Source organism: Candidatus Polarisedimenticolaceae bacterium, assembly GCA_036376135.1.
Lineage (GTDB): Bacteria > Acidobacteriota > Polarisedimenticolia > Polarisedimenticolales > DASRJG01 > DASVAW01.
The window spans coordinates 72,917-97,079 of record DASVAW010000092.1 but is presented as its reverse complement, the minus strand read 5'-3'; the positions used below and the strand labels follow the sequence as shown (position 1 = coordinate 97,079).

Here is a 24,163-nt window from a genome sequence, read left to right as displayed (position 1 = left end):
CCGGTCCTCAGGGCTCGAACGGCACCTTGATCATCGCCCAGCGCTCGGCGGGTTTGCCGTCCGCGCCGAGTCCGGCCTCGTAACGCGACCGCATCGCCACGTCCTTCGCCTCGCGCTCGAAGCCCAGCGAACGGATCTCGCTCCAGATGCGGTTGGGGATGACGATCTTGGTTTCGTCCCCGGGAAGCGGCTTGCCGTCGGCGCCGACCCTCACGAGCACGAAGACGTCGGTCTTGATGTTGTTCGCCCGCGCCTCCTTGGGGTAACGCGAGGGCGCGACGCGCACGACGCGAGGGGCGGTCCCGTCCGCGGCGCTGGTGAACTTTTCGCGGACGAGCTCCCCGGCGTCCTCGAGTGCCTTGGCCTCGGGCGCCATGGCGATGAACCGTTCGAGCTCGATCGCGGTCTGATCGAGCTGATAGGTCTTGGCATGCACTCCGACGAGGAAGCCCTGCGCCCGTTTCGCGAGATCGTCCGCCGCGGGTGGATCCTCCAGCGCGATCTTGAAGAGCGGCTCGGGGGCGATCGCGTCGACCGCCTCGTTCTCGTACAGCAGGGCGCCGAAGGTGAGCGCCGCCTCGCGGCGGGCCCTGGGACTCTTGTCCGGAAGGCGCTCGAGGGTCGCCGTCGCCTCCGCCACCTTCCCCCCACGGGCGTAGATCGCGCCGAGCGAGACCACCGGGTTGTTCGACTGGGGCTCCGCGGCGATCCAGGCCTCGTGCGCCGGCACGGCCTCGTCGAGCGCGCCGGCTTTCCCCAGCGCGACGGCGCGGCTGGAGATGGACGCGAGCTGCCCGGCGTTGCGTTCGAGCTCCTTCGCGAACCGCTCCGCGGCCTTGAGATACAGGGACTTCGCTTCCTCGCCCTGCCCGGACTGCGAGGCCTGCTCGGCGCGGTTGTACGAGAGGAAACCGAGCTGGAACTGCAGGCCGTTGAAGTCGGGCTTGGCCTGCTCGACCGCGGCGAGGTGGGTCTCGGCGTCGTCGTAGCGCGAGAGCCGGACGAGGGACGCGCCCGCGATGTAGTGGGCGACGACGCTGGCCGCGTCCGCCTGCAGGGCCCGCTCGGCCGCCTCGGCCGCCTTCGCGTAGTCCGCCGCGCGGAAGGCCGCGCGGGCCTCGTCCAGGGGGGCGGTGGGGGCGGCGGGGGGGGCGTCCTGGGCCGCGGCGACGACGGGAACCACGGCCACGCATACGCACAGAAGGGCGCGTCCAAGGCTCATCGGGGGGACTCCTTCGTCGAAAAAACCCGGCTACCTTAGCACCCTTCGGCCCCCCCTGCCTCGGTTACCAGACCGGCTGACCCTTGGCATCGCGCAGGTGGATGACGACGTTGGCCCGCCGCAGCTCCCGGACGAGCAGAACTCGGCCCGTCGGAGTCTCGGTGAGCACCCCTCGGATCTCCAGGGCGTCTCCGGGTTTCGGCATGAGGTCGAGCATCTTGAGGAACTCCGCCGGAGCGAACTGGACCTGATGGACGTCCCCCTGGTGGGTCCGCAGCACTCCGTAGACGCCGTCCCAGCCCATCCACCCGGCATGCTGGACGACGCTCTCGACGACCCCTTTCACGCCGACCTCCGCCTCGAGGCGGTAAGCGGGCGGGGCGTCCGCGGCAAGCGAAGCAGGAACGCCCAAGGCCGCGACGAGGGCCAGCGCTCCCAGGCAAGTCGTCCGGGTCTGTCCTGACATGACCGGCTCCTTTCCGGGCCTTCCCGTCGGGAGCCGAGCCCCCGACGGAGGCTCACTCGGAATGGACGGCGTGCATAAAGCGTGCGAGCCGGAGATGCCGATCCGCCAGGAAAACCACCCCTTCTCGCCGGCTCCCGCGCCGATTTTTCCGTCCCGCGCCGCTCGCACGGCCGCGCGCGCAAATTCCGCATCCGCGGGGGCCTACGCCCGTTCTCCGAGCGCCTGCCTTGCCGCCTCGGCGAGGCGGGAGACCGCCGCAACCGTTCCCGCGATCGCGACCCCCGGGAGCGTGGCGATCCACCACGCGTCGAGCATCCGGTCCCGCCCGTCGGCAATGAGGTTCCCCCACGATGCCGTCGGAGGCGGGATCCCCATTCCCAGGAACGACAACGCCGCTTCGAGGAGGATCGCGTTTCCGACCCTGAGCGCCGCCTCCGACAGGAGGACCCCCGCCACCGACGGGAGCAGGTGACGCACGGCCAGCCGCAACGGCGGGGCCCCCGCGGCCCGGGCGGCACGCACGAAGTCTCGATCGCGAACCGACAGGACCTCGCCCCGGACCAGCCGCGCCGCGGTCATCCATGTCGTGGCTCCGAGGATCGCGATCGTGGTCCCGACGGAGGGTCGCCACAACACCGCGAGCAGCAGGAGGAGGAACAGGCGCGGTACTCCCAGCGCCAGGTCGGTGGCGCGCATCAGCGCGGCATCGATCCACCCTCCGGCGGCCCCGGCGGCCAGGCCGATCGCTCCGCCGAGCACGATCGCGATCGACGCGGCGGCCAGGCCGACGAGGAGAGAGATCCTGGCGCCGTGCACGAGGCGGCTGAGCAGATCGCGGCCGAAGGCGTCGGTCCCCAGCAGGAAACGCTCGCGGGTCGCGGTGGCCTCGGGGGCCGAGACCCACGTCTCTCCGCGGCGGAACGCGAACTCCGCTCCCGAGCCGCGCACCGCGGAGCCCCAGCGTTCCGACCCGTCGGTCGCGCGGACTCTCCAGGCGAGCGCCCCGGGAGGGAGGTTGCGAAGCACGAGCCCGTCGGGCTGGGCCGCCGGGTCGCGGAGCGGAAGCCACGGCGCGGCGATCGCCGCGAGCGCGACGACGAGGAGGGCCGCGGCGGCGAGCCTCATCCGCCGTCTCCGAGTCCGGCCCGGCGGACGCGCGGATCGAGGGCCATCGCCCCCAGATCGGCCGCCAGGTTCCCGAGCACGACGAGCACCGACGCCGCCAGCGTCGTCGCGAGCACCACCGGAACGTCGCGCGCGAGCACCGCGTCGTAGGCCACTCGACCCATTCCGGGCCAGCCGAAGACGACCTCGATCGCCAGGGCGCCGGAAACCAGCGACGGGAGGGACAACCCCGCGAGGTGCACGGCCGGGAGCAACGCGTGGCGCAGGGCGTGGGAGAGCATCGCCCGCGTGCTCCCCGCGCCGCGCGCGCGAGCGGCGCGCACGAACGCATCGCCGAGGGCGCGCACGAGCCCGGCGCGCACGTGCTGCGTGAGGACGGCCGCGGAGGACAACCCCAGGACGAGCGCCGGGAGCGTCGCGTGCCACGCGAGGTCGGCGGCGCGCCGCCAGGCGGGCCAATCCGAGGCGGAGACCGAATGCGACGAGGAGGCGGGGAAGATCGGGAGCGCGTAGGCCAGGAGGAGGATCGCGACGAGCCCGAGCCAGAACGCCGGCGCCGACCACAACACCAGCGCCGTCGTCTGGATCACGCGGTCGGCGAGGCGGCCGGGCCTTCGCGCCGCGAGCGTTCCCATCGCGAACCCCGCGGCGAGGTGCACGGTGAGGGCGAGACCCGACAGCAGGAGGGTCGCGGGAAACGCGTCGGCGAGCACGCGCGTCACCGGCCTCGACCGGGACGGCGACCAGCCGAGGTCCCCCCGCGCGACCGAGCCGACCCAGGCGAGAAGCCTCGCGGGCGCGGGCCGGTCGAGGCCCCAGGCCGCCTCGAGGCGCGCACGCGTGGCGGCGTCGACGGGACGGTCGCCGAGGATGGCATCGGCGGGGCTTCCCGGCGCCGCCTCGACGAGCAGGAACACGACGAGGACGATGCCGAGGACCGTGAGCGGTGCGGCCGCGAGCCGCCGGAGGAGCAGGCGCCTCAAGGGCCGCTCACCGCGACCCGCGGACCTCGACCTCGTCGAGGTGCGCGAGGGTGTCGGTCGGGACGTCGATCCGCACTCCCGCAAGGCGCGGCCCCGTCGCCACCAGTCGGCGGAGCTCGTACAGGAAGGTGTAGGGCTGGTCGTCCCGCAGGCGCCGTCCGATCGCGGCGTAGAGGTCGCGCAGGCCGGCGGCGTCCGTGCCGGAGCCGAGCCCCTCGAGCAGGCGGTCCATCTCCGGCGAGCGGTAGAAGACCACGTTCGAGCCGGCCGGGGGCACCGAGGCGGAGCCGAACAACGAGCCGAGGTCGATCTTCGCGCCGAAGCGCCAGCCGCCCACGAACGCGTCGTAACGTCCGGACGCCGCGATCTCGCGCAGCGCCTTCATCTCGAGAGGACGCGGGATCACGCGCACCCCCGACTTCGCCAGCTGGTCCTGGAGCTTGACCACCACCCCCTCGCGAAGGCGGTTGCCGACGTTCGTCATCATCTCGACGGTGAGCGGGCGACCGGGGCCGTAACCTCTCGCCTCGAGGATCCTGCGGGCCCGTCCGGGGTCGAACGGGAGCGCCTCGAGCGTGGGGTCGGCGTTCCACCAGAACGAAGGCACGGGGCCGGTGCTGACGCGGCCGTGCCCGAACAGCAGGTCGTCGACGAGCGCCCGCCGGTCGATCGCCAGGGTGAGCGCGAGGCGGATCTCCCGATCGTCGAAGGGAGCCTTCGCGCCGTTCCAGCCCACGTAGTCGAAGCCGGGGATGTCGACCGCATCGACGCGGACGCCGGGAAGGTTTTTCAGCCCCTCGGCCTCGGCGGGCGCGACCCCTTCGACCCAGTCGAGCCCGCCGGCGCGGAACTGGGCGAGGAGCGCCGCGGCGTCGGGAACGATGCGCGCGACCACGCGGTCGACGCGGGGGCGGGCGGGGTCGTGATACGCGGGGTTGCGACGGAGGACGATCTCCTCCCCGGGGGCGTGACGCTCGAGGGTGAACGGTCCCGAGCCCACGACCGACGAGGACCAGTCGTGGGTCCGCCAGCGCTCGAAGGGGACCGCCCCGAAGACGTGTCTCGGGACGATTCCGCCGTCCGCCGCGTCGGCCAGCTGCTCGGGGTACGCGCGGTCGAACCGGAAGACGACCTCGCGTGCTCCTTCCGCCTCGACGGCGAGGATGCGCTGCTTGTTCGCCGCGCCGACCCACGCGACGGCGGGGGAGGTCTGCGCGCGCCACGTGAACACGACGTCCTCGGCGGTGACGGGGACGCCGTCGCTCCACCGTGCTTCCCGGAGGGTGAATCGCAGCTCGCGGCGATCGGGGGAGAACCGCCACGCGCTCGCCAGCTGCGGCGCGAACGCCTCCGGCCCCTTCGCCGCGTCGACCGTCTCCTGCGCGAGCCGCAGCCAGATCCGCTTGTGGAACGCCACCGCCGCCGCCTGCGCGGAGAGGTATTCGTTCCAGGCATCGACGTCGGTGGTGATCCCCAGGACGAGGGTCCCTCCGCGGACGGGAGCGGGTGCGGCGGGTTCGTCCGCGCCCGAGCAGGCCAGGAGGGTCGCGAGCGCCGCCGCGACCATCAGGCGCCGCATCAGTCGGTGTCCTCTCCGGGGCGCCCGGCCGCCGCGTCGCGGATCTGGTACAGGGGAACGACCTCGCCCTGGCCGATCCCCGGGCAGAACGAAGCCAGGGACTCCCACGCCTGGGGAGAGCGCAGGTTCGAGCGCCAGAACGGGAAGGTCCGGCACTGCGTCGGCCGCGCCGTGTAGACGGTGCATCGCGCGCCGTCCAGATAGGGGCACGCCTCCCCTTCGATGCGCAGCACCGTCCAGCCGTCCTCGCGGCGTGTGTGGCGTCGCCGGTACTCGGCGACGCTCATTCCGTGATGGGCGGCGAGCGAGCGGACGTCGCCTTCCTCGAGGTAGACGTATCCGTATTCGCCGTGGCGGGTGCAGCACTGCCCGCAATCGGGCTGGCAGCGGAAACGAAGCCCCTCGGCGTACCAGGGAGCTTTTCGAGGGCGCGGCGGGGGCGGCACGCGCGGAGTATAGCCGCGCGGAAGGTCTACGGCGCCGCGGGCAGCACGATCCGGAACAAGGTGCCGCCGCCGGCCGCGTCCTCGACCTCGATCCGGCCGCCGTGTCCTTCGACCGCGCGGCGGACGATCGCAAGGCCGAGCCCGGTCCCCGACGACTTGGTCGAGAAATACGGCTCGAACAGCCGGCGGCGCGCATCCGCCGAGAGCCCCACCCCGGAATCCGCGACGACGAGCTCGACGGCGTCCGGGCCGCGCGGCGCGGAGGTGAGCGCGAGGGTGCCGCCGTCGGGCATCGCCTGGATCGCGTTCTCCACGAGGTTGACGACCGCGCGCGCGAGGACGCGGCGGTCGACCGCGACCGAGGGGGCGGGGAGGTGCCGTTCGACGATCGTCACCCCCGCCGGGGGGGCCGCGACATAGGGGGCGGCGACGTCGCGGAGAAACGACGCCGCGTCGATCGGCTCGGGGCTGAGCGCCGGCAGCTTCGCGTACGCGCCGAACTCGGAGGCGATCTCCCGGAGGTTCCGGACCTGCTTGAGGACCGTCTCGAGGCACGCCTCGAGCTCGGGGGACGGGAGCTGGCCTCGATCGCGAAGCAGGCGCGCGAGGTGCTCCGTCGAGAGCTGGATCGGCGTGAGAGGGTTCTTGATCTCGTGGGCGATCGCGCGCGCCATCTCCGCCCACGCGGCGAGCTGGTTCGAACGCATGAGGTCGGTGACGTCGTCGACGAGGTTGAGGGTTCCCGGGGGGCCGCCGTCGGGATCGGGGAGGGGGGCGCGCACGAGACGCAGGCGGCGGACCCCCCCGTCGAGCAACAGGTCGATCTCCTCCGGCTCGGCCGGCACCGCGGGGGGGCGCGCGACGGCGCTCGCGAGCGGCGCGAGGGCCGGAACGCGCGCGATCGCCGCGGAGAGCGACGCCCCGGGCGCGAGCTCGCCTCCCACCGCGGCGATCAACGCCTCCGCCGCCGGGTTCGCCGTGACGATCCTCCCTTCCGGATCGGTCGAGACGACGCCCGTGGTCGCGTTGCGGAGCAGAGCCTCCATGTGGTCGCGCCGCCGCTCGAGATCCGCACGCTGCGCGGCGAGGGCCGCGGCCATCGCGTTGAACCCGTCCACCAGGTCGCGCACCTCGTCGCGGCTGGCGGTCGCGGCCCGGGCGGCGTAGTCCCCCCGCGCGATCCGCGCGGCGGCGCGCACGAGATCGCGGACGGGCCGCGCCACGCTTCGCGCCACGAACGCGGCGACGAGGGCGAGCGCGCCCGTGAGCAACACGGTGGCGAGCAGGAGCATCTCCAGCAGGCGCTCGACGCCGCGCGCCGCCTGCCTCTCCTGCGCGACGAGCGGGAGCGCCACCACCGCCGGCTCGCGTCGCCCCGCGAGGTCCACCCTCGCGTAGGCCACCGGCAGGCGCAGCTCCCCGAGATGCTCCCACCGGACGAGGTAAGGGAGGCCTTCGAGGACGACCGCGCGCTGCACTTCCCCCGCCAGGCGGGGGAGCAGGAGCCCCGATGCGAACAGCTCCGGCTTCGACGTCGCGGTCATGACGCCCCCTTCGTAGAGGTGGATCTCCTGGCCGACGACCCCGCGAAGCCACGCGAGGGTGGCGTCGTTGAGGCGGGCCGGCGTCTCCTCCGCCGACTCCTCGAGCGCGACCGCCGCGTAGTCCTCCACCACCCGCCGCACCGCATTCGCCACCCCCGCGCTCGAGGCGGCGAGCCCCGCCTCCACGCGGGACTCGACGTAGCCGCGCAGGAACAACGCGAACGCGACCAGCGGCGCGACCGATGCGACGAGGATCGAGGCGAGCAGCTTGCGGTAGAACGAACCGCGAAGCGCCGCGACCAGGCGCGCGGCGCCACCCGGGCGCGCCAGGCGCGCGAGGGCCGCGAGCGCGAGCCCGATCGCGAAGGTGGCGACCGCCAGTCGCACGAATCCCGCCACCGTGTCGGCCGCGCTGCGCTCGGGCAGGAGCAGCAGGTGAAGGCGTTCGCCGTCGAGGAGGGGGAGGCCGACGTGGCGTCCCGATCCGTCCGCGATGCGCACGGTGGCTCCGCGCCGGGCCGCGTCGCGCAGCTCCGGAGAGGCCGCGGGAGGCTCGAGCACGGTGTGGAGGAGCACGCCGCCGTCGGTGTCGTAGAGAACGTAGTCCGGCTCCCGCGCCCCCGGCGGTCTCGGGGCGCCGGGTCCGATCGCCGCGAGGAACGGCGCGACGGCGGGGAGGAAGGGGAGGTTCGAGGGGTCGTCGAGGACGTGACCCACGACGACGCCGATGGGGCGGTCGCCTTCGTAGATCCCCGCTTCGACGTGGACGAACCGCTGCAGGCTCGCGGCCAGGCGCGCCTGCTCGCGATCGCGCACGACGATCGTTCCTTTCGGAGGGATCGATGCCGGCGGGCTCTCGCCCAGCGGCGGCACGCCGAACGCGAACAACCCGCGCGGCGTTCCCGAAGGGTCGAAGACCTGGAGCGAGGACTGGTAGCCGCGGTGGAACAGCGGCCCGGAAACCCACATCCGGTAGGCGACGCTTTCGGCCTCGCCGATGTCGACGGAGTCGAGGATCTCCCGGACGCGCAGCGAGGCGGCGGCCTCCGCGACCGCCGCCTCGAGCGCGACCCGCCGCTGCGATTCCTGCTGGAGAACCTGAGGGGCGTATTCGGAGCGGAGGCGCGCGAGGGCCGAGCGGTCGCTCGCGCGCTGCATCGAGAGGGAGACCACCAGAATGGCCGCGGCGAGGGCGGCGCACTCGACGGCCCGCCGGCCGCGTGGCGAGCCGCGGGTGGCGCGGTGATAGGCGAGCCATGCGGCGGAGACGAGGGCGGCCGCCGCGACGATCGCCGTGACCAAAGCGAGCAGCAGCGTCGCTTGCGCCGGCGACGAGGCGGCGTCCACGAGCGAGAGGGCGGTCACGCGCGCGTCGACCGCGAGCGCGCGACCGAGCTCGCCGAGTGCGAATGGAGCCGCCACCGCCCCGCCCCCCGCGACGAGCGCGACCACCCTGGCGACCGCGGGGCTCGCGCGCCGGGCGAGCTGCCGAAGCGCCCACACCAGGGCGAGGACGGAGAGCATCGTGAGGAGGAGGTCGCCGGGCGAGGCGGCGAGGCCGAGCCCCTTCGCGGTCCCGAAGGCGCTCGGCGAGCCGACGGAACGCGGAAGCAGCGCCGACGGGAGCCGGACGGCGATCGCGAGGGCGCGGCAGGCGACGACGAGGGCGAGGAAGGCGAGGCAAACCCGGGGGCTCGCGAGACGTCGCCTCAGCCCGGGAACGGTCAACGCGAGCGCGCCGAACGCGAGGACCGCCCACGCGCGCGAGGCGCCCCGGATCGCCGTCGCGCGGAACCCGGGGGCGACCGGCTCGAAGGTCGCCACCCCCATGCGGACGCCCTTGGGGTCGAGGAGGTCGACGTGCACGCGGAGGCCTTGGTCGCCGGGGAAGGGAGCCCCGAACGCTTCGAGGACGCTTCCTTCGAAGTCGGCGGTGGCGACCACGTGCCCCCGGGCCGACGTGGGCATCAGGTCGTCGAGCGAGGCTCCCGGCAACGGGGAGTCGAGATCGAGCGCGAACGACGCGGCGCCGAACCGTCCGGTCGCGTCGGCGGCCGTCCGAGCGAGCAGGCTCCGACGCATCCCCTCGCGGCGCACGACCCAGCGCGGATGGGCTTCGGCGCGACGATCGCGCGCCTCGGCGGGGGAGCCGATCCACTCGAGGTAGCCGCCGTCGACGGACGCCACCCCGGCTCCTTCCAGGCGGCGCGCGAGGACGGGAGACGCGCACCCGAGGGCCTCCTCGGGGCCCCGCTCCAACGCGCAGCGGGCCACCTTCTCGGCATCGGAGAGCAGGCGCCGGAAGGACGCCTGGTAGACGCGCGCCTCGCGCTCGAGCTGCCGGCGTGCCGCCTCCGGCGGAATCCCGGTCGCGCGCCGCGCGAGGACCTCGCCGGCGAGGACGATCAGCAGCGGGACGAGGGGGACGAGCGCGAGTCGCGCGCGGCTCATTCGATCGTTTCCTTGACCTCCCGGAGCACCCAGCGCGAGCCCTCGGGCTCGAACGCGAGGTGGAGGGCCACGCGGCCGGCCCTTCCGTCGCGGTCCACGATCACCGCGAGTCCCTGGACGAGCGCGGAGGAGGTCCCGTCGCTCTGCAGGCGCAGCACCTCGAACGACCGGACCTGTCCCACGGAGAGGAAGTCCCGGAAGAGCGCCTCGACCTGGCTCGCGCCGAACGAGCCGTTCTCCGGACCCAGCCGCGCGAGCACGAGTCGGACGTTGCCGTGTTCGGGCAGGATCGAACGGAGGGAGGCGGGCTGGGACGCGACGAGCGACTGGCCGAACTGTCTCGCGGCGTGCCGCGCCGCCTCGGGATCGATCGCCCCGGCGCCCTGGGCCTGCGCGGCCCCCGCGAGGAGCACGACCGCCGCGAGTCGCGCGCACGGAGCAAGGAACGCCAAGGGTCGACCTCCCCGGCGAGGATAGGTGGGGGGCCGCAGTCCCCGCAAGGTGCTTGCGCTCCCGCTCGGACGGAAACCCCGAGCGGCTACCGCCGCCCGGGGTTTCGCTGGGGGGGGAGGGTCCGATTCCCGCGTCCCGAGGAGTGGGACGCGGGATCGGCTCGGGTTCACGCCCCTTCTTCGAGGGCGCGAAGCGCCGGGTCGGCCGGAGGGGGTCCGGTTATTCGGTGGCCGAACCGGCACCTCGCCCGATCCTTCGGGCTCGGGTTCCTCGAGCCCTCGAATCCGGTGCGTCGGTGCGAGACCACCTACAGCAACCGTGATGCCAGCAATTCCGGCCGCCGAGCCTGCGAGATCGTTGCAGAACGCAACGCGCGTGCGATGCGCCGTTGCAAGTTCTAGCGTCGCAGCTTCCGAAACAACGTCGCGCGATTGATCCCGAGGATCTCCGCGGCGCGGGTCTTGTTCCCCCGCGCCTGTTCGAGGGCGCGCTCGATCTGCTTGCGCTCGATCTCCTCGAGGCTCTCGACTCCCGACGCGGGCGAGGGGGTGGCGGGGAGGTTCGCGGTCCGGGCGTCGCCGAGATCGCCGTAGCGCTCGAGGTCCCGGAGCGTGAGCGTCGAGCCCTTGGCGAACGCGCTGAGCCGGAGGATCTGGTGCTGGAGCTCACGGACGTTCCCGGGCCAGTCGTGCTCCGCGAGGCGGCGGAGCAGCTCCGGCTCGGCATCGCGACGGGGCTCCTCCTCCTGCTCGGCGAGCCTGTCGAGCGTGTGCTCGACGAGCAGGGGGATGTCCTCGCGGCGCGCGCGCAGCGGCGGCACGTCGATCCGCGCGACGTGGATCCGGTAGAACAGGTCCTCCCGGAACTGGCCGTCGCGGATCATCGCGGCGAGGTCGCGGTGGGTCGCCGACACGACCCGGACGTCGACGCGGATCGGAGCGTGGCCTCCCACCGGGAGCACCTCGCCTTCCTGCAGGACGCGCAGGAGCTTCGCCTGCATCGCGGCGCCCATCTCGCCGATCTCGTCGAGGAAGAGAGTCCCGCCGTGCGCGAGCTCGAAGTAGCCGGGTTTGTTGCGGTCGGCGCCGGTGAACGCCCCCTTGCGGTAACCGAACAACTCGCTCTCGAGCAGATTCTCCGGAAGCGCCGCGCAGTTGACCGTGAAGAAGGGGCCGCCGCTGCGATCGCTGCGCGCGTGCAGCGCGCGTGCAACGAGCTCCTTCCCCGTTCCCGACTCCCCGACGACGAGCACCGGAAGGCGCTTGGGCGCGAGCCGCTCGATGCGGTGATACAGCCGCTGCATGAGCGGAGAGGCGCCGACGAGCTGCTCGAAGGCGTAGCGGAGCTCGAGGCTGGACTGGCTCGCCGCGATCCGCTCGCGCGCGTCGGCAAGCTCCGCGCGCTGCTCCGCGGCGGTGCGCTCGAGCTCCAGGTTGAGCCGGTCGAGTGTCTCGCGCTGATCCTCGAGCCGGGCGACCAGGCGCGCCGCGGCGAGGGCGAGGGCGACCTGCTCCCCCAGCCGCGACGCGATCTCCACGTGGGCGGCGTCGAAGATCGCGGCGGCGCCCCGGTGATCGAGGTAGAGCACCGCGTTCACCTCGGGGCCCGCTCTCACGGGGACCGCGACGACCGACCGGATGCCCAGCTCCGCGACCGACGAGGCGTCGGTCCACGCGTGGTCGGAGGCGGCGTCGGTGGCGAGCACGGCGGCTCCCGAGTCGAACGCGCGCGCCGCGATCGCCGAGCTCGGCGACCCCGCCCCGGGACCGGAGGCGGCCCGCACCTCGATCCCCCCGTCCGCGCGCCGCTCCAGCAGGAAGCCGCGCTCGGCCCGGGTCAGCTCGACGGCCGTGGCGACGACCGCCTCGGCGAGGCGCTCCGGGTCGCGTTCGGCCCCCAGGCCTCGCAGGGCGTCGAGGAGGCGTTTGAGCGCCGCGTTCTCCCGGCGCAGGCGCGAGACCTCCGAGGCAGGTCCCGGATCGGAAGGCGCCGCGTCGTCGCCTCCCGGCGCGGCAGGCCGGGACCGCGACCATTCCTCCTCGAGGTCCCGGCGACGCGGGTCCGAGCTCCACGCTTCGCGCCACCGCGACGGCACGCGCGAACGGAACTGCTCGAGGGAGGCGCGTGCGCGCGCGAGCCGCTCCAGCGATTCGGTCCTGCGCCCGAGACGGCCCGCAGCCCGCGCCGCGAGGTGTTCGACCGAGCCGAGCGCGTCGGCCTCCCCGGCGTCCCGGAGCCGCTGGAGCGCCTCGAGGGCGTCGGCCTCGGACTGCACGACGTCCCCCCCGGGCTGTCCCAGCGCGATCCGCGCGCGAAGGGCGAGCGCCTCCGCCTCCTCCACGGCGGCGCCGGATCCCTCGACGAGCCCGAGAGCCTTGCTCGCCGCCACGCGGGCGCGGTCCCAGTCGTTGTCGAGCAGGTGCGCCTCGCCGAGCCTCGCGAGACCCGCCGCCTCGAGGCGCCGGTCGCCGGCGCGCCGGGCGAGGAAGGCGGCCTCCTGGGCGAGGCGACGCGCCTCGACCGCGTTTCCCTCGAGCCGACGCAACTCCGAGAGGTCGCCGACGATCGCGGCCGAAAGGCGCGGAAGGTGCGAGTCGCGCGACAGGCGCTCCGCCTCGACGAGGGCCGTTCCGGCGCCGGGACGGTCGCCCAGGCGCAGGTGCACGCGCCCTGCGCCGTGAAGCGCCTCCGCCTCGAGATCGGGCCGCCCGCCCGGGCGGCGCGCGCGCCGCAGCGCCTCGTGGGCCGCCTCGAGCGCGGCGTCGTAGTTCCCTCGTCGGACCTCGAGGGCGGCGACGCAGGCATGGGCCCGCACCGCCAGCTCGCGCGAGTCGAGACGCCGGGCCTGCTCGAGCGCGTCCTCGAACTCGGCTCGGGCGCCCGCGTCGTCGGCGAGCCGTGCGCGCGCGGAGCCCAGGGCGAGGGTCAGGGCGGCCGCGGTCGCGGCATCGCCCCGTTCGCGGGCTCGGTCGCGGGCGGTCGCGTAGGCGGCGATGGCTTCCCGGTATCGCCCCTGGACCTCCAGGGCGAGCGCCGCTCCCTCGAGAGCGACGATTTCCGCAGCGGCCCCGGCGCGTCGCCCCGCGCGGGAGGCCGCCGCCTCGTAGCGCGCGAGCGAAGCCTTGAAGTCGCCCCGCTCGCGCAGGAGCGCCCCCTGCGCGACGAGCGCGTCGACCTCGCGCGCCACGAGCCCCGCTTCGGATGCGCGGGCCTGGGCGCGCTCGAAGGACCGCAGCGCCTCCTCGCCGCGCCCGGCGGCGGCGTGGGCGCGCCCGATGCCGGCGTGGGCGGCGCAGGCGATCTCCGTGTCGCGCAGGCGCTCCGCGATCGCCGCGGCGACCTCCAGGGACTCGATCGCCTCGTCGGCGCGCTCCCGCGCGCCGAGCGCCTCGCCGAGCCGGACGTGAGCCCGGGCGCGGAGGGCGTCCTGCCCTCCCTTCTCGGCGCGCGCGAGCATCCATCGCGCATCCTCCTCGGCGCGCGCGGCGTCCCCCGCGAGCGCGTGTTGCGCCGACCGTCGCTCGTAGAGGCTGCACAGCAGCGGTGCCGGCGCGTCGGGCTGGCGTTGGGCGAGCTCGATCGCGCGCGACCACGCGGCGATCGCCTCCCGGCTCGCGTGGATCTCGCGGGCGAGGTCGCCCGCCCGGCCCCACGCCTCGATCGCGCGCCCGGCTCGGCCGGCGCGCTCGGCGTGCCGGGCGAGCTGGCGCCAGGCGTCGTGACGGCGGGGCACGCCGCGTCGTTCGAGGTAGGAGAGCGCCTGCTCGTGCAGGCGCCGCATCCGTTCGGGCGGCGTGGTTTCGTCGAGGATCTCGGCGATCCCGCGATGGGCGCATCGAAAGGCGGCCTCCTCGCCGTCCGCGTCGCGGCGGACGACGAGGCCGGCGTGTTCGAGCTCGGCGAGCTGGCGCGAGGCGGTCTCCCACTTGGTTTCCGCGACGGCCGCGATCGCGTCGAGGTCCGCGCCCTCTTCGCCGAGTGTCGCGAGCGCCTCGAGCACGCGCCGCGCCCCCGGTTCGAGCGCCTCGATCCGGCGCGCGCCGAGATCGCGGATACGACTCGGAATCTCGAGCCGCGCGAGCGCGTCGGGATCGAGCGGGACCCCGGAACCGGGGCGGACGTGCCCCTCCTGCACCAGCAGGGCGACGAGCTCTCCGAGATGGAGCGGGTTCCCGCGCGTGTCCTCGACCACGCGCGCGAGAAACGAATCCGGTACGTCGTCGACTCCCAGTCGGGAGCGCAGGATCGCCGCCGTGTCGGCGGCGCCGAGCGGACCGAGGACGAGCTCCTCGAGCCGCCCGGACTCGCGGCACCGAGCCGTCGCCTCGGAAAGGGGAGTCCGGCGCGCGAGGCCGTCGTCACGGCACGCGCCGAGAACGACGACCCCGGCCGGAGCCTGCGTGGCGAGGTGCGCAAGGCACGCACACGTCGTCTCGTCGGCCGCGTGCAGGTCGTCCACCGCGAGCAGGACCGGCGCGCCGCGCGCGACGCATGCGAGCGCCGCCGCCACCGCGCCGGGAATCTCGAACGACGCCCCCGAGCGGTCGTCGTCGATCTCCGGCTCGCCGGTCCCCAGGAACCGGGCGAGCGCGCCGCCGTGGCGTTCCTCGATCTCCGGGGGGAGCGGGCCGCGCGCCCGCAACGCCTGGGCGAGCGCGTCGGCGAGCGACGGACGTCCGGCGAAGACTTCGCCGCCGTCGAGCTGCGCGAGGACCTGGGCCTCGCGCAGCAGGCGCGACTTCCCGATGCCGGCCTCTCCGGAGATGAGAATCCACGCCGCGCCGCCGCGGGACGCGGCGGCGATCGCCGCGCGGATGCGCTCGACCTCCGCCTGCCTTCCGGTGAACCCTCCGCCCAGCGCGCGGAAACGCCGATCCGCGGGGGCGCCGACGAGGGTGCCTCCCGCCGAGCGGTCGAGTTGCTCGAGGGCCCGATCGGCGCTGGCGGGACGCCGGCCGGGGTCCTTTTCGAGCAGACGGAGGATGAACGCCTCGAGAGGGGCGGGGACGTCTCGGTTGAGCGAGCGTGGCGGAAGCGGCGGCTCGACGAGGTGCCCGCGCACGACCGAGAGAGGGGTCGCCCCCGAAAACGGCGCGCGTCCGGTGACGAGCTCGTAGGCGACGCATCCCACGGCGTACAGATCGGCGCGCGGGTCGACCGCGTCGCCGCGGGCCGCCTCGGGAGAGAGATAGGCCGCCGTTCCGCGGATGCGCCCGGGCCCCGCGCCTTCGCGGGGCGGCCCGGCCAGGCCGAGGTCCATCAGTTTGACCCGCGGTGCCGCCCGGTCCCCCGAGACGAGGAGGTTCGACGGCTTCACGTCCTGGTGGACGAACCCGTGGGCGTGGAGATAGGCGAGGGCCTCGAGCAGCTGCGCCAGGACGCGCGTGACCGCCGGGAAGTCCACCGGCTCGCCCGCGAGGAAACGGTCGGCGTGTTGTCCGGCGACGAATTCCATCGTGAAGAACGGGACGACGGAGTCGCGATCCGGCAGCCGCAGGCGACCGAAGTCGAAGACCTCGGGGAGCGCCGGGTGGGAGAGCGCGGTGAGGGTCCGGAACTCCTGCTCGAAGTGGCGAAGCCCCGAGTCGGAGTATTCGCGGTCCTGGAGCAGTTTCAGCGCGACGTCGCGCCCGGCCGCCTCGTCCCGCACGAAGAGGACGAGCCCCATCCCGCCTCGGCCGATCTCGCGGACCACGCGGTAACGGCCGGAGAGCACGTCGGGGATCATGACCACCCGTATAGGCCGAAGTGATGCACGTTGCAACGTCCCGTTGCAACAAGCGTCGCTCTCCAGCAGGGGGGTGTGAGGGTCGGAGGAAGGCCGGCGTGGCGGCTCGCCGGGAGATTGGGCCCCAAAACAGCGAAACCGGAACCGTCGGACCATCCTTCCGACGTTTCCGGTTCCACGCTGGTTGGGTTCGAGAGCCAGTATCTAGTTCGCGAGATCATGAATAAGCAATGGCGGTGCCAATGCTCGGGGAGAGCGGTCGGACGGCGGCACACCCTTTTTCGCGCGGGAATCCGCGGATGCGGCCAATTTGTCGGACCGGGGGTGTCGTGCCGCGTCAGGAGGGCCGGTAGGCGTCCAGCAATTCCTGCGCGAGCCCCCTCAGAAGGCTCACGCTGAACGGCTTCGTGAGGAAACGGTCGACGCCCAGGCGAGCGAGGGCATCCGGGTCGGCCCCGGCCTCGCGTGCCAGCGCGATCACGGGGACGCGCCGTCCTCCGTCCCCGCGCTGCAGACGCTCGAGAAACCGAGCGCCCCCTTCGGACTCGGCGAGACCGAGGTCGACGACGAGGAGGTCGGGGGGGCGGACGGCGACGGCGGCCAACGCGGCGGCGGCGTTCTCGGCCCGGGCGACCAGCAGGTCGTCGAGGCCGAGAAGGTCTTCCGCGAGGTCGAGCAGCGTGGGGTCCGGATCCGCGACGAGCACGACGCGACGGTCGCGCCGCAGGATCCCCTCGTCGACCGCCACGCGGTTGCCTCCGCGGGACTTCGCGGCGGCGAGGGCGTCCTCCGTCGTTCGGACGAGGTCGTCCGCCCCCCGAATCGAGGGGTTGTCCGGAAAGGCCGATACGCCGGCGGAGATCCGGACGTGGAAGCTCTCGCCGCGGAACTGGAGCAGCAACTCCTCCACCTCGCTCCGGATCTTGTTCGCGAGGATCGCCGCGCCGCGATAGCGGTTGTTGGCCAGGAGGATGCCGAACGACTCCTCCCCCGTGCGGCCGAGCAGGTCCTCACGCCGCACCTGCGCGCGGATCGTCTGCGCCACCTTGCGGATCACGGTGTCGCCGGCGACGAGCCCGAACGCGTCGTTGATCTTCTTGAGGTGGTCGATGTCGAGGAGGAGCAGGGAGAGGGGTGTGCGATGCCGTCGCGCGCGGGAGAACTCCTCCTCCAGTCGCAGCATCAGGTAGCGGCGGTTGAACAGGCCGGTCATCGGGTCCCGGATCGAGCCGCGCGCGAGCTCCCGGCGGAGCCGTCCGATCTCGCTCGCCAGGCGGACCCGGGCCTGGAACCCCTCCGCCTCGGCAGGGGCCGCCATGGCGAGGGCCGCCTGGGAAGGGTGTCCGGCGAGGAAGTGGTCGCGGAACGCGAGGTCCCGGAAGACGTGCAGTTGCGGGACGTCCCGGAACAGTTCGCCCGTGGCGAGGCGGTCCATCAGTCCGCGCGCCGCCGGATCGTCGGTGTCGAGGTCGGTGACGAGGAGGTCGATCGACTCGTCGTCGCCGGTTTCCATAAGGAACTTCTCGGCCCCCGAGAGAACGACGGGCCTCTCGCCGGTGGTGGCGATCCAGCGACCGAGCCGTTCCCCGCGCTCGGGGGAGTCGGTGAGGAGCAGCACGTTGCCGCTCGACGCATCGGGAGAAAGCACCGCACCACCTCCGGGAGCCGGACGGAATATAGAAGGGGAGCGGGCGGTGTGCTATAAAGCGCGCCGCTTCGGCGGCGGTTCCGCACGGCGGATCCGCCGGTACAGGCAACCGGGGCGTTAACTCAGCGGTAGAGTGCCATCTTCACACGGTGGAAGTCGCAGGTTCAAATCCTGCACGCCCCACCAGCGTTCGATTGGGCAGGAAAACGGGCGGCTAGCTCAGCTGGGAGAGCGCGGCGTTCGCAACGCCGAGGTCGAGGGTTCGAGCCCCTTGCCGTCCACCACCCCCTCCACCGCGCGCAGGATGCGGCCGTCCGCGATCGCCTCCCGCATCCGCGCGATGTCCACGGCAAGGACCCGGTCGCCGTCGAGATGGGGCACCACCCGACGGACGGCGCGATGCGCGGCGGCCACGGCCGGCCCGGGACGCAGGGGGCGCAGGAAGTCGAGCCCCTGCGCGGCGGCGAGCAGCTCGATCGCGAGCACCGCCTCGACATTGTCCACGATGCGCGCGGCCTTCCAGGCCGCGGTCACCCCCATCGACACGTGGTCCTCCTTGGCGGCGGAGGTGGGGATCGTGTCGACGGTCGCCGGGTGGGCGAGGATCTTGTTCTCGGAGACCAGGGCGGCGGCGGTGACGTGGGCCATCATGAATCCCGAGTGCAGGCCTGGCTCGTGGGCGAGGAACGCCGGGAGGTCGGACAGGTCGGGATTGAGCAGGCGCTCGATCCTCCGCTCCGCGATCGTCGCGAGCGAACACGACGCGACGGCGAGGTGGTCGAGGGCGAGAGCCACCGGCTGCCCGTGGAAGTTCCCCCCGGAAACGAGATCGCCGTCCTCCGCGAAGACCATCGGGTTGTCCGTCGATGCGTTGATCTCGACGGCGAGGACGCCGCGCACGTGCGTCAAGGCGTCCCGGACCGCCCCGTGCACCTGGGGCATGCAGCGCAGCGAATAGGCGTCCTGGACCTTGCCGCAGTCGGCGTGCGAACGCTCGATCGCGCTCCCCTCGAGCAGGCGGCGCAGGTTCGACGCGGAGCGCCGCTGGCCGGGGTGGGGCCGCGCGTCGTGCAGCCGCGCGTCGAACGCCCGGTGGGATCCCTTGAGGGCCTCGAGGGTCATCGCGCCCGCGACGTCGGCGATCGCGGCGAGCCGTTCGGCGCGCAGGAGGGCGAGCACGCCGATCGCGGTCATCACCTGGGTGCCGTTGATCAGCGCGAGACCTTCCTTCGCCACGAGCGTCGCCGGGCGGATCCGCGCGCGGCGCATCGCCTCCGCGGAGGACATGCGCCTTCCCCGGTAGAACGCCTCGCCTTCGCCGACGAGGGTCAGCGCGACGTGGGCGAGGGGAGCCAGGTCCCCCGAGGCCCCCACCGAGCCCCGCTCGGGGACGAACGGGACGACGCCGCGAGCGAGCATCTCCACCAGCGTCTCGAGGGTCTCGAGCCGGATCCCGGAGTGCCCTCGCGCGAGACAGTTGGCGCGCAGGGCGAGGATCGCGCGAACGACCGGGACCGGCAGCGGATCCCCCACCCCCGCCGCGTGCGAGCGGAGGAGATTCAACTGCAGCTCGGCGAGGCGGTCGTCGGGGATCGCGACCTGCGCGAGATGGCCGAAGCCGGTGTTGACGCCGTAGACCCGCGCCCCGCCCCGGGTCGCCTTCTCCACGGCCCGACGCGAGGCGGCCACCCGTCGCGCCGCCGCCGCGGAGAGCGTCGGCCGGGCGCCGCGGGCGATGGCTTCCACGCCTTCCAAGGTGAGGGCGCGACCGTCGAGAAGCGGCGCTCCGGAGAGGCGGGACTGGCGTTTCGGGGGCCGTCGGACCATGCGGCCGCGATGCTAGCACGTGCTATATTGCGCCGTCTTTTTGCGCTCTCGCGGCGCCGGGATCCCTCATGCTCGTCCGTTGCCCGCAATGCAGGACGGAGTTCCGGATGACGGACTATCCGGCGGGCGAGCGCGTGGTCAAGTACCTCTGCCCCGGCTGCCAGACGATCGTCCGGATCGACCTAGGGCTCGACGAGGTGCAGTCGTCGTCGTCGTCGGGGTCGTGGCGGACGATCGAGCGCCGCAAGACCGTCCTCGTCGCCGACGACTCCGACGCGATCCTGAGGACCTGCGAGGAGATCCTCGCCGAGGCCGGCCTGCACGTCCTCACCGCCGCCGACGGACTCGAGACGCTGCGGCTCGTGCGCGAGGAGCACCCCGACCTCGTCGTCCTCGATCTGCTGATGCCGCGGATGACCGGCTTCGACGTGCTCCGCGAGATCCGGCAGGACGAGCGCGTGAAGGACACCCTCGTGCTCGCCATGAGCAGCGTCTACAAGGACGAGATCCTCGGATTCCTGCACCAGCTCGGGGCCCAGGGTTTCCTCGACAAGCAGCAGATCCGGGAGTCTCTCGCATTCCGGGTGCAGGCGCTCCTCTCCGCGCCGAATCCCGCCTGACACCATCCGAGGATCCGCCGTGCCGAACTGCGCCGTGGTCGGAGCCCAGTGGGGCGACGAAGGGAAGGGGAAGATCGTCGATCTGCTGAGCGAACGATTCGACGTCGTCGCTCGCTACCAGGGGGGGCCCAACGCCGGTCACACGGTGACGATCGCCGGCAAGCGGCACGCGCTCCACCACGTGCCGTCCGGAGTCTTCCGCGACAACGTGCGCATCGTGATCGGCAACGGCACGGTACTCGATCTCACGAAGATGCTCGTGGAGATCGATTCGCTCGTCGCCGCGGGGATCTCGCTCGACGGCCGCTTCTTCATCAGCGAGCGGGCCCACGTCATCGTGCCGCTGCTCTCGCGCCTCGACGCCCTCAACGAGCAGGTCGCCGGGGAGTCGGGACGCATCGGGACCACGCAGCGCGGCATCGGGCCGACCTACGAGGCGAAGGCCGCGCGCAGCGGGATCCGCGTCGCCGACCTCGCGGACGCGACGGCGCTGCGCGAGCGGATCCAGAAGATGGTGGACGGGCCGGTGGGCTCCCGCCTGCGCGAGGCGGGCGAGGACCCCGGCGATCCCGGGGCGATCGCCGCTCAGGCCCACGCGCAGTACCGGCGCATCGAGCGCTGGGTCGCGGACACCGCGCTCCTCCTGAACGACTGGATGGACGAAGGTCGATCGATCCTCTTCGAGGGAGCCCAGGGGACGCTCCTCGACCTCGACCACGGCTCCTATCCTTTCGTCACGTCGTCGACGACCGTGGCGGGAGGCCTGTGCGGCGGCCTCGGCGTCTCCCCGCGCCGCGTCGATCACGTCATCGGCGTCTTCAAGGCGTACGCGACGCGCGTCGGGTCGGGGCCGATGCCCACCGAGTTGCTCGACGGTCCGGAAGGGCTCGGTGAGACGATCCGCCGGCGCGGCCGGGAGTACGGGACCACCACCGGGCGCCCGCGCCGGTGCGGGTGGTTCGACGGCGTCGCGGCGGCGTACGCGAACCGGATCAACCGGTTCGACGGAGCGTGCATCATGCTGCTCGACGTCCTCGACTCCCTGGACGAGATCCGCGTGTGCGTCGGGTACCGCCTCGACGGCGCTGCGATCCGCTCGATGCCTCCGGTCGTCTCGGATGCGAAGCGGATCGAGCCGGTCTTCGAGACGCTTCCAGGATGGAACACCGACACGACCTCGGCCCGCACCTGGGAGGAGCTCCCGCCGCAGGCGCGCGCCTACCTCGATCGACTCTCCGCGCTCATCGGGGCCGAGGTTTCGGTGGTGAGCGTCGGTCCGGACCGGGCGCAGAGCATCATCCGGCCCGGTTCGTCGCTCGCCGGCCGTTTCGGGTTCTGATCGACGGGTCGTGGCGGCGCAAGGGGACGTCGCGCGGCGCGCGCGGCGGTCCCCGATGCGCGGGAATGCTGCTATCCTCGACCGCCCATGACCGCCGAAACCGACCCCGGAGGACACGCCGCGCCCGGCGGCTTCGATGTCCCCCGGTGGGACCTCCCGCTGTTCGCCCTGGTGACGCTCGTAGGAGCCTCGCTGCTCGCGTTCGCGTCCGTGGAGCGCTGGGCGTCTGCGTGGCTCCTGACGGGTTCGGTCGCGACGCTGGTCGCCGTCTGCTGGCGAGGGGGTCCACGGGGACTGTTCTCCGGCGCGGCCGGCGCGATCGCCGGTCCCGCGCTCGGGATCGCGCTCCTGGGGCTCGTCCAATCGATGCCCGCTCCCCGGCCCGTCGTGGCGATGCTCGCTCCGAAGACGTCGGCCCTCCAGACCGGTCTCGTCCCGCCCGAAGGAGGTGCGGGTCTCCCGCGCCTGCTCGTCGAGCGCGCCCGGAACGCCGGCGCCACGCTCCCCGCCGGCGCGACCCTTCCCACGGCTCCCGAGGATCGGGGCTCGTGGTCCGCGCGCTCGAGCCTCTCCATCCATCCCGTGGCCTCGCGTGCCGCGGCGTTGGCGTGGCTCGCCCCGATCTTCGTGTTCCTGGCCGCGCGCCGGCTCGCCGCCGACCGCCTGCGGCGCTACCACCTGCTCTGGGGCATCGCCGGCTGGACCGGGCTGCTCGGCGCGATCGCCGTCCTTCAGCGTGTCGGGTTCGGCGGCCAGTTCCTTTGGGGTCGCGAGTCGCCTCCCTGGGCGACGCCGATGGGCCCGTTCGTCAATCCGAACCATTTCGCCGGATGGGTGGAGATGGGCCTTCTGGTCACGCTCGGCCTCGGGCTGGCGATCCTCGGCGGCGCCTCGCGCCATCTCACGGCGACCGGGGTGCGAGCGGCGCTCCTGGATCGCACCTGGGCCCTGCCGAGGCTCCTGCTGCTCGGCGGCGTTGCCGTCCTCGGCACGTGCGGCATGCTGCTCTCGCACTCCCGCGGCGGGCTCATCGCCCTGGGCGTCGGAGCGGTCGTTCTCGTGCCGGCGCGTCGGATGCGCGCCTGGCTCCCGGCGCTCGCCGTCCTCGTGGTGCTGGCCGGACTGGGCGTGGGCCTGGCGAGCTGGCTCGGCCGTGAGGACCGCAGCCTTCAGACCGCCTTCTTCGCCGAAGGCGCGAGGGACCCGTCGCTGTCGATGCGTTCCGACATCTGGGGACGCACGTGGAGAATCTGGGTGGACTACCCCGCCGTCGGCAGCGGCCTCGGGACGTTCCGACTCGCCTATGCCGCCTACGATCGGGAAGGCGAGTGGCTGAGCACCGATCAGGCCCACAACGACTACCTGCAACTGCTCGCCGAAACCGGGATCGCCGGGGCGGTCCTGCTGGGGGTCTGGATCGTCGCCGTGGTCTGGCGGGTGCTCCGACCCGCACTGCGGCACCGCGGCGGGCCGCCCTCCTGGACGACCGTGGCGCTCGCCGCCGCGATCCTGGCGATGCTCGTGCATTCGCTGCTGGACTTCAATCTGCAGATCCCCGCGGTGGCGACGCTGTACGCGGTCCTCGGAGGAGCGCTCGTCGCCGCGGCCGAAGACGTGGCGGATCCCATCGAGGAGCCGGCGTCTTGAGCCGCGAGATCGTCCTGATCGCGGGGGCACGCCCCAACTTCATGAAGATCGCGCCGATCGCCGCCGCGCTTCGCGAGGACGGGCGCCTGCAAGCGACGATCGTGCATACGGAGCAGCACTACGACCGGAAGATGTCGGCGCTGTTCTTCGAGGAGCTCGGCATTCCCGAGCCGACCCTGCGCCTGGGAGTGGGCTCGGGAAGTCACGCGCGACAGACCGCGGAAGTCATGCTGCGTCTCGAGCCGGTCCTGGTCGAGCGCCGCCCCGCCGCGCTGCTCGTCGTGGGGGACGTGAACTCCACGCTGGCGGCGGCGCTGGTCGCGGTGAAGCTGGGGATCCCGGTCGCGCACGTCGAGGCGGGCCTCCGGAGCTTCGACCGGTCCATGCCCGAGGAGATCAATCGCGTCCTGACCGATCAGATCTCGCGATGGCTGTTCGTGAGCGAGCGGAGCGGGCTCGCCAACCTCGCGCGGGAAGGGGTCGATCCCGCCGACGTGTCGTTCGTGGGGAACGTCATGATCGACACGCTGCTCCGCTTCCGCGCGCGCGCGGCCGCTCTCGAGGCCCACCGCGCGCACGGCGTGGAGCCGGGAGGTTATGCGGTCCTGACGCTGCATCGCCCCGCCAACGTCGACGACCCCGAGGTGCTGCGGCCGCTGCTCGCTCCGATCGTCGAGCTCGGGCGGTCGATTCCCGTGCTCTTCCCCGTGCACCCGCGGACGGCGGCGACTCTCGCGCGCGCCGGCATCGAGCTCGGGTCGGGCGTGCGCGTGCTCGAGCCGCTGGGCTACCTGGAGTTCCTCGGGCTCACCTCCGCGGCCAGGCTCGTGCTCACGGACTCCGGGGGGATCCAGGAGGAGACGACGGTCCTCGGGGTGCCGTGCGTGACGCTGCGCGCCAACACCGAGCGACCCGTCACGATCGAGGAGGGCACCAACCGACTGGGAGGCGTGACCGCGGATTCGGTGCGGCGGGCGATCGGCGACGCGCTGGCGATGGAAGCCGGAGCGCGCGTACCGGAGCTGTGGGACGGAAGGGCGGCGGCGCGCGTCGTGGGGATCCTCGCTGCCGCGCTGGGGCGGTGA

At 73.3% G+C, this 24,163-nt stretch carries 15 protein-coding genes and 2 tRNA genes; 7 read left to right on the top strand and 10 right to left on the bottom strand.

Translation table 11 applies throughout. The features are described 5' to 3' along the window. Window positions 1-7 precede the first annotated feature (7 nt). The 10 genes from VF139_09090 to VF139_09045 form a co-directional block, all read right to left on the bottom strand. Window positions 8-1,222 carry a CDC27 family protein gene (locus VF139_09090; GenBank protein ID HEX6851549.1) on the bottom strand — a complete coding sequence of 405 codons (1,215 nt, stop codon included), beginning with the start codon at window positions 1,220-1,222 and terminating at the stop codon, window positions 8-10. Window positions 1,223-1,286: 64 nt separating this feature from the next. Then, the gene (locus VF139_09085; GenBank protein HEX6851548.1) at window positions 1,287-1,688 is read right to left on the bottom strand and encodes a hypothetical protein; all 402 of its coding nucleotides are present in this window, start codon (window positions 1,686-1,688) and stop codon (window positions 1,287-1,289) included. Window positions 1,689-1,889: 201 nt separating this feature from the next. After that, complete coding sequence (locus VF139_09080; protein ID HEX6851547.1) at window positions 1,890-2,813, bottom strand: ABC transporter permease; 924 nt, start codon at window positions 2,811-2,813, stop codon at window positions 1,890-1,892. After that, window positions 2,810-3,796 carry an ABC transporter permease gene (locus VF139_09075; protein HEX6851546.1) on the bottom strand — a complete coding sequence of 329 codons (987 nt, stop codon included), beginning with the start codon at window positions 3,794-3,796 and terminating at the stop codon, window positions 2,810-2,812. The genes VF139_09080 and VF139_09075 overlap by 4 nt, the downstream gene beginning before the upstream one ends. 7 nt (window positions 3,797-3,803) lie before the next feature. Then, complete coding sequence (locus tag VF139_09070) at window positions 3,804-5,375, bottom strand: ABC transporter substrate-binding protein (GenBank protein HEX6851545.1); 1,572 nt, start codon at window positions 5,373-5,375, stop codon at window positions 3,804-3,806. Continuing rightward, window positions 5,375-5,821: a YkgJ family cysteine cluster protein gene (locus tag VF139_09065; protein ID HEX6851544.1), complete on the bottom strand. Its 447-nt coding sequence runs from the start codon at window positions 5,819-5,821 to the stop codon at window positions 5,375-5,377. The genes VF139_09070 and VF139_09065 overlap by 1 nt, the downstream gene beginning before the upstream one ends. Before the next feature lie 26 nt (window positions 5,822-5,847). Next, a complete protein-coding gene (locus VF139_09060) occupies window positions 5,848-9,816 on the bottom strand; it encodes an ATP-binding protein (GenBank protein ID HEX6851543.1) in 3,969 nt (1,322 codons plus the stop codon). Beyond that, window positions 9,813-10,268, bottom strand: coding sequence for a hypothetical protein (locus tag VF139_09055; GenBank protein ID HEX6851542.1), 456 nt, complete (start codon window positions 10,266-10,268; stop codon window positions 9,813-9,815). The genes VF139_09060 and VF139_09055 overlap by 4 nt, the downstream gene beginning before the upstream one ends. A 398-nt stretch (window positions 10,269-10,666) precedes the next feature. Further along, window positions 10,667-15,997 (bottom strand): sigma 54-interacting transcriptional regulator, encoded by a 5,331-nt coding sequence (locus VF139_09050; protein ID HEX6851541.1) that lies wholly within the window; start codon window positions 15,995-15,997, stop codon window positions 10,667-10,669. A 337-nt stretch (window positions 15,998-16,334) separates the two neighbouring features. Next, complete coding sequence (locus VF139_09045) at window positions 16,335-17,645, bottom strand: diguanylate cyclase (protein HEX6851540.1); 1,311 nt, start codon at window positions 17,643-17,645, stop codon at window positions 16,335-16,337. Between the two features lie 111 nt (window positions 17,646-17,756). Between VF139_09045 and VF139_09040 the strand changes: the two genes are divergently transcribed. From VF139_09040 to wecB, 7 genes are all read left to right on the top strand, one after another. Then, window positions 17,757-17,831: transfer RNA gene (locus VF139_09040), tRNA-Val, on the top strand. Between the two features lie 22 nt (window positions 17,832-17,853). Beyond that, a tRNA-Ala gene (locus tag VF139_09035) sits at window positions 17,854-17,929 on the top strand. Between the two features lie 115 nt (window positions 17,930-18,044). Further along, window positions 18,045-19,583, top strand: a complete 1,539-nt coding sequence (locus VF139_09030; protein HEX6851539.1) for a hypothetical protein — start codon at window positions 18,045-18,047, stop codon at window positions 19,581-19,583. After that, window positions 19,580-20,092: a response regulator gene (locus VF139_09025; GenBank protein ID HEX6851538.1), complete on the top strand. Its 513-nt coding sequence runs from the start codon at window positions 19,580-19,582 to the stop codon at window positions 20,090-20,092. Before VF139_09030 ends, VF139_09025 begins: the two co-directional genes overlap by 4 nt. A 19-nt stretch (window positions 20,093-20,111) precedes the next feature. Further along, window positions 20,112-21,431: an adenylosuccinate synthase gene (locus VF139_09020; GenBank protein ID HEX6851537.1), complete on the top strand. Its 1,320-nt coding sequence runs from the start codon at window positions 20,112-20,114 to the stop codon at window positions 21,429-21,431. An 87-nt stretch (window positions 21,432-21,518) separates the two neighbouring features. Continuing rightward, window positions 21,519-23,078: an O-antigen ligase family protein gene (locus VF139_09015; protein HEX6851536.1), complete on the top strand. Its 1,560-nt coding sequence runs from the start codon at window positions 21,519-21,521 to the stop codon at window positions 23,076-23,078. After that, window positions 23,075-24,163 (top strand): UDP-N-acetylglucosamine 2-epimerase (non-hydrolyzing), encoded by a 1,089-nt coding sequence (wecB, locus tag VF139_09010; protein ID HEX6851535.1) that lies wholly within the window; start codon window positions 23,075-23,077, stop codon window positions 24,161-24,163. Before VF139_09015 ends, wecB begins: the two co-directional genes overlap by 4 nt.